Origin of the sequence: Bacteroides cutis (genome assembly GCF_900241005.1) — a bacterium.
Taxonomy (GTDB): Bacteria; Bacteroidota; Bacteroidia; order Bacteroidales; family Bacteroidaceae; genus Bacteroides; species Bacteroides cutis.
On sequence record NZ_OEST01000016.1, the window covers coordinates 1 to 5,526 of the forward strand.

2 tRNA genes and 3 rRNA genes are annotated in these 5,526 nt (G+C 48.7%); all 5 read right to left on the reverse strand.

The features are described from left to right. A 5S ribosomal RNA gene (gene rrf / locus C1A09_RS16045) occupies positions 1-109 on the reverse strand. Between the two features lie 71 nt (positions 110-180). Beyond that, positions 181-3,063, reverse strand: a 23S ribosomal RNA gene (locus tag C1A09_RS16050). A 159-nt stretch (positions 3,064-3,222) separates the two neighbouring features. Next, positions 3,223-3,296 (reverse strand) — tRNA-Ala (locus tag C1A09_RS16055). Positions 3,297-3,307: 11 nt separating this feature from the next. Then, positions 3,308-3,381 (reverse strand) — tRNA-Ile (locus C1A09_RS16060). Positions 3,382-3,535: 154 nt separating this feature from the next. Then, positions 3,536-5,062, reverse strand: a 16S ribosomal RNA gene (locus C1A09_RS16065). Together the 16S, 23S and 5S rRNA genes with 2 tRNA genes alongside form the textbook arrangement of a ribosomal RNA operon. Positions 5,063-5,526: the final 464 nt, after the last annotated feature.

Consider the following 5,526-nt stretch of genomic DNA (forward strand, 5'->3'; position numbering starts at 1 on the left):
ACGGCGACTACCTACTCTCCCACTGTTACGCAGTACCATCGGCGTGACCGGGCTTAACTTCTCTGTTCGGAATGGGAAGAGGTGGAACCCCGGTGCTATAGTCACCTGAATAAGGCAGACATGATGTAAAAAGCAAAGTCAGTCTTTTACGCTGAACGTATATATCCCCCATACACGGAAGGCAAAAAGTCAACGGGCAATTAGTAATGCTCGGCTAAGATGTCACCACCCTTACACCTGCATCCTATCAACGTCATCGTCTCTGACGACCCTAAGAAATCTAATCTTGTGGCTGGCTTCGTACTTAGATGCTTTCAGCACTTATCCAATCCCGACTTAGATACCCGGCAATGCACCTGGCGGCACAACCGGTAAACCAGAGGTCAGTCCAACACGGTCCTCTCGTACTAGTGTCAGAGCCACGCAAATTTCATGCGCCCACGATAGATAGAGACCGAACTGTCTCACGACGTTCTGAACCCAGCTCGCGTGCCACTTTAATGGGCGAACAGCCCAACCCTTGGGACCTTCTCCAGCCCCAGGATGTGACGAGCCGACATCGAGGTGCCAAACCCCTCCGTCGATATGAGCTCTTGGGAGGGATCAGCCTGTTATCCCCGGAGTACCTTTTATCCTTTGAGCGATGTCCTTTCCATACAGAAACACCGGATCACTATGCTCTAGTTTCCTACCTGATCGACTTGTCTGTCTCCCAGTCAAGCGCCCTTATGCCATTACACTCTGCCGACGGTTACCAATCGTCGTGAGGGCACCTTTAGAAGCCTCCGTTACGCTTTTGGAGGCGACCACCCCAGTCAAACTACCCACCAAACAGTGTCCCCGCAGCGCGGGTTAGAACTCAAATAATCAAAGGGCCGTATTTCAACAGCGGCTCCACAAATACTGGCGTACCTGCTTCGAAGCCTCCGGCCTATCCTACACATCAATTACCCAAATTCAATGTTAAGCTATAGTAAAGGTTCACGGGGTCTTTTCGTCCCATCGCGGGTAATCGGCATCTTCACCGATACTACAATTTCACTGAGCTCACGGTTGAGACAGCGTCCAGATCATTACACCATTCGTGCAGGTCGGAACTTACCCGACAAGGAATTTCGCTACCTTAGGACCGTTATAGTTACGGCCGCCGTTTACTGGGGCTTCAATTCAATGCTTCTCTTGCGATGACATCTCCTCTTAACCTTCCAGCACCGGGCAGGTGTCAGGCTATATACTTCATGTTTCCATTTCGCATAGCCCTGTGTTTTTGTTAAACAGTTGCCTGGACCGATTCTCTGCGCCTCACCATCGCTGATGAGGACCCTTTATCCCGAAGTTACAGGGTCAATTTGCCTAGTTCCTTAACCGTGAATCACTCAAGCGCCTTAGTATATTCAACCCGACTACGTGTGTCCGTTTGCGGTACGGGTACCTCAAGGATTAAGTTTAGCGGATTTTCTTGGAAGTATGATTACATGCGCTATTGGATTGTTCGAAGAACGCTCCATACTATCAGGTTCGACTCTTGCACCGGATTTGCCTGGCACAATCAACATCTACACCCTTCAACCATCTATTCCGTCAGATGGCGGCATTGTCACTGCTCCGTCTCCACGTCACTCCTTAAGGTAGTACAGGAATATTAACCTGTTCTGCCATCGGCCTCGCCGTTCGGCTGAGCCTTAGGACCCGACTGACCCTGATCCGATTAGCGTTGATCAGGAAACCTTAGTCTTTCGGCGAGCAGGTTTCTCACCTGCTTTATCGTTACTTATACCTACATTTGCTTTTCCACACGCTCCAGCAAAGCTCGCGCTTAACCTTCAACGCGGAGTGGAATGCTCCCCTACCGATGTTTAAACATCCCAAAGCTTCGGTAGAATACTTATGCCCGATTATTATCCACGCCAAACTCCTCGACTAGTGAGCTGTTACGCACTCTTTAAATGAATGGCTGCTTCCAAGCCAACATCCTAGCTGTCTTAGCAATCTGACTTCGTTAGTTCAACTTAGTATTCATTTCGGGACCTTAGCTGTTGGTCCGGATTGTTCTCCTTTAGGACATGGACCTTAGCACCCATGCCCTCACTCCTGACATAGAACTGGCACGCATTCGGAGTTTGTCAAGACTTGATAGGCGGTGAAGCCCTCGCATCTTATCAGTCGCTCTACCTCATGCCAGTATAAGTCAAGGCTGCACCTAAATGCATTTCGGGGAGTACGAGCTATCTCCAAGTTTGATTAGCCTTTCACCCCCACCCTCAGGTCATCCAGAAGCTTTTCAACGCTTATTGGTTCGGTCCTCCAGATGGTGTTACCCATCCTTCAACCTGCCCAAGGGTAGATCACTTGGTTTCGCGTCTACTCCTTCCGACTGAGACGCCCTATTAAGACTCGCTTTCGCTTCGGCTGCAGGGCTTAGCCCCTTAACCTTGCCGGAAAAAGTAACTCGTAGGTTCATTATGCAAAAGGCACGCCGTCACAACATATAGCTGCTCCGACCGCTTGTAGGCGCATGGTTTCAGGAACTATTTCACTCTTCTGTTCGAAGTGCTTTTCACCTTTCCTTCACAGTACTGGTTCACTATCGGTCTCTCGGGAGTATTTAGCCTTACCGGATGGTCCCGGCAGATTCACGCAGAATTCCTCGTGCTCCGCGCTACTCAGGATACCACTAGGCTTAGACTGGCTTCGTGTACCGGGTTATCACCGTCTATGACCCCACTTTCCAGAGGGTTCCACTCACCAGTTTTCATGCCACATCGTGGTCCTACAACCCCACATATGCCGTAACATAGGTGGTTTGGGCTGCTCCCCGTTCGCTCGCCACTACTAGGGGAATCATTATTTATTTTCTTTTCCTGCAGGTACTAAGATGTTTCAGTTCCCTGCGTTAGCCTTCTGCTATGCAGAATAATATCTCTTCAAGATATTGGGTTGTCCCATTCGGAAATCTCCGGATCAAAGGTCATTTGCACCTACCCGGAGCTTATCGCAGCTTATCACGTCCTTCATCGCCTCCGAGAGCCAAGGCATCCGCCATGCGCCCTTTCTTACTTTTTGTCTTACCGATCACATAGGGTCGATATATACTTTCAGCTTTTAACTTTACTTTTTTTGTACATCATGTCAAAGAACNGGTTTTCAAATGAAGTATGAATAATGAAGAAGACCTTGCGGACAATTCTTCGTTCTTCATTGTTAGTCCTTCATTTAAAAGAGTGGAGAATAACGGATTCGAACCGTTGACCCCCTGCGTGCAAAGCAGGTGCTCTAGCCAGCTGAGCTAATCCCCCCTCATTCGGAGTAGTCCCAGGCAGAGTTGAACTGCCGACCTCTACATTATCAGTGTAGCGCTCTAACCAACTGAGCTATAGGACTGTCAGTCAAACCCTCGCCTTACGGCTCGGCTTCTTCTTTCTCTTATATTTTAATAAACAATTACTCGCAGCACAAGAGGTTCTTATGGAAGCATAACTCCAAGAACCAACTCTTATCTTTTCCTGACTGTTCGTCAGGCCGAACGTCGCTCCAGAAAGGAGGTGTTCCAGCCGCACCTTCCGGTACGGCTACCTTGTTACGACTTAGCCCCAATCACCAGTTTTACCCTAGGGCGCTCCTTGCGGTTACGCACTTCAGGTACCCCCGGCTTTCATGGCTTGACGGGCGGTGTGTACAAGGCCCGGGAACGTATTCACCGCGCCGTGGCTGATGCGCGATTACTAGCGAATCCAGCTTCATGGAGTCGGGTTGCAGACTCCAATCCGAACTGAGAGAGGTTTTCGGGATTAGCATCACGTCGCCGTGTAGCTGCCTTCTGTACCCCCCATTGTAACACGTGTGTAGCCCCGGACGTAAGGGCCGTGCTGATTTGACGTCATCCCCACCTTCCTCACATCTTACGACGGCAGTCTCCATAGAGTCCTCAGCATTACCTGATAGTAACTATAGATAAGGGTTGCGCTCGTTATGGCACTTAAGCCGACACCTCACGGCACGAGCTGACGACAACCATGCAGCACCTTCACAAATGCCTTGCGGCTATAATGTCTCCACTATATTCATTTGCAATTCAAGCCCGGGTAAGGTTCCTCGCGTATCATCGAATTAAACCACATGTTCCTCCGCTTGTGCGGGCCCCCGTCAATTCCTTTGAGTTTCACCGTTGCCGGCGTACTCCCCAGGTGGAATACTTAACGCTTTCGCTTGGCCGCTTACCGTATATCGCAAACAGCGAGTATTCATCGTTTACTGTGTGGACTACCAGGGTATCTAATCCTGTTTGATACCCACACTTTCGAGCATCAGCGTCAGTTACAGTCCAGCAAGCTGCCTTCGCAATCGGAGTTCTTCGTGATATCTAAGCATTTCACCGCTACACCACGAATTCCGCCTGCCTATACTGCACTCAAGACACCCAGTATCAACTGCAATTTTACGGTTGAGCCGCAAACTTTCACAACTGACTTAAGCATCCGCCTACGCTCCCTTTAAACCCAATAAATCCGGATAACGCTCGGATCCTCCGTATTACCGCGGCTGCTGGCACGGAGTTAGCCGATCCTTATTCATACGGTACATGCAAAAAGGCACACGTGCCAAACTTTATTCCCGTATAAAAGAAGTTTACAACCCATAGGGCAGTCATCCTTCACGCTACTTGGCTGGTTCAGGCTAGCGCCCATTGACCAATATTCCTCACTGCTGCCTCCCGTAGGAGTTTGGACCGTGTCTCAGTTCCAATGTGGGGGACCTTCCTCTCAGAACCCCTATCCATCGTGGACTTGGTGGGCCGTTACCCCGCCAACTATCTAATGGAACGCATCCCCATCTTCAACCGGAACCCTTTAATGTAAAGGCCATGCGGAAAATACATACTATCAGGTATTAATCTTTCTTTCGAAAGGCTATCCCTGAGTTGAAGGCAGGTTGGATACGTGTTACTCACCCGTGCGCCGGTCGCCAGCGGCATTAGCAAGCTAATGCCCTGATGCCCCTCGACTTGCATGTGTTAAGCCTGTAGCTAGCGTTCATCCTGAGCCAGGATCAAACTCTTCATTGTAAAAGTATTGTAAGAGTCATATGCCATGATTTATAAGTAAAACCTATAAACATAATATACGATCTCATTTTATCTGTCCAGGACGCTCGAATTTAAAAGTGTATGTCTTTACCTATTATTAAGTAATGACGGTTCTTTTAGTTTTTACCCGAGACCGATCCCTATCGCTAGAAATGGGTCTCGCTCTTGTACTACTTGTATTGTTTATGTAAATCTGTTCAAAGATCGCTTCTTTTCAAGCTTTCATTCTTTTCAGAAAGCGGATGCAAAGGTAAGGACTTTATTTGTTATCTTCCAAATAAAACCGGAAGTTTTTTTTCAATTTTCTTTTTCCAAGGCTGAAATCGTATGGAAACGAATGCCAAAGAGCAGAAAAATGACAGGGTTCTTACACCGTTTCTGCCAGAATGTCAAACCATCGCTGCTCTCGTTCCCGAAAGCGGATGCAAAAGTAGGGCATTTGA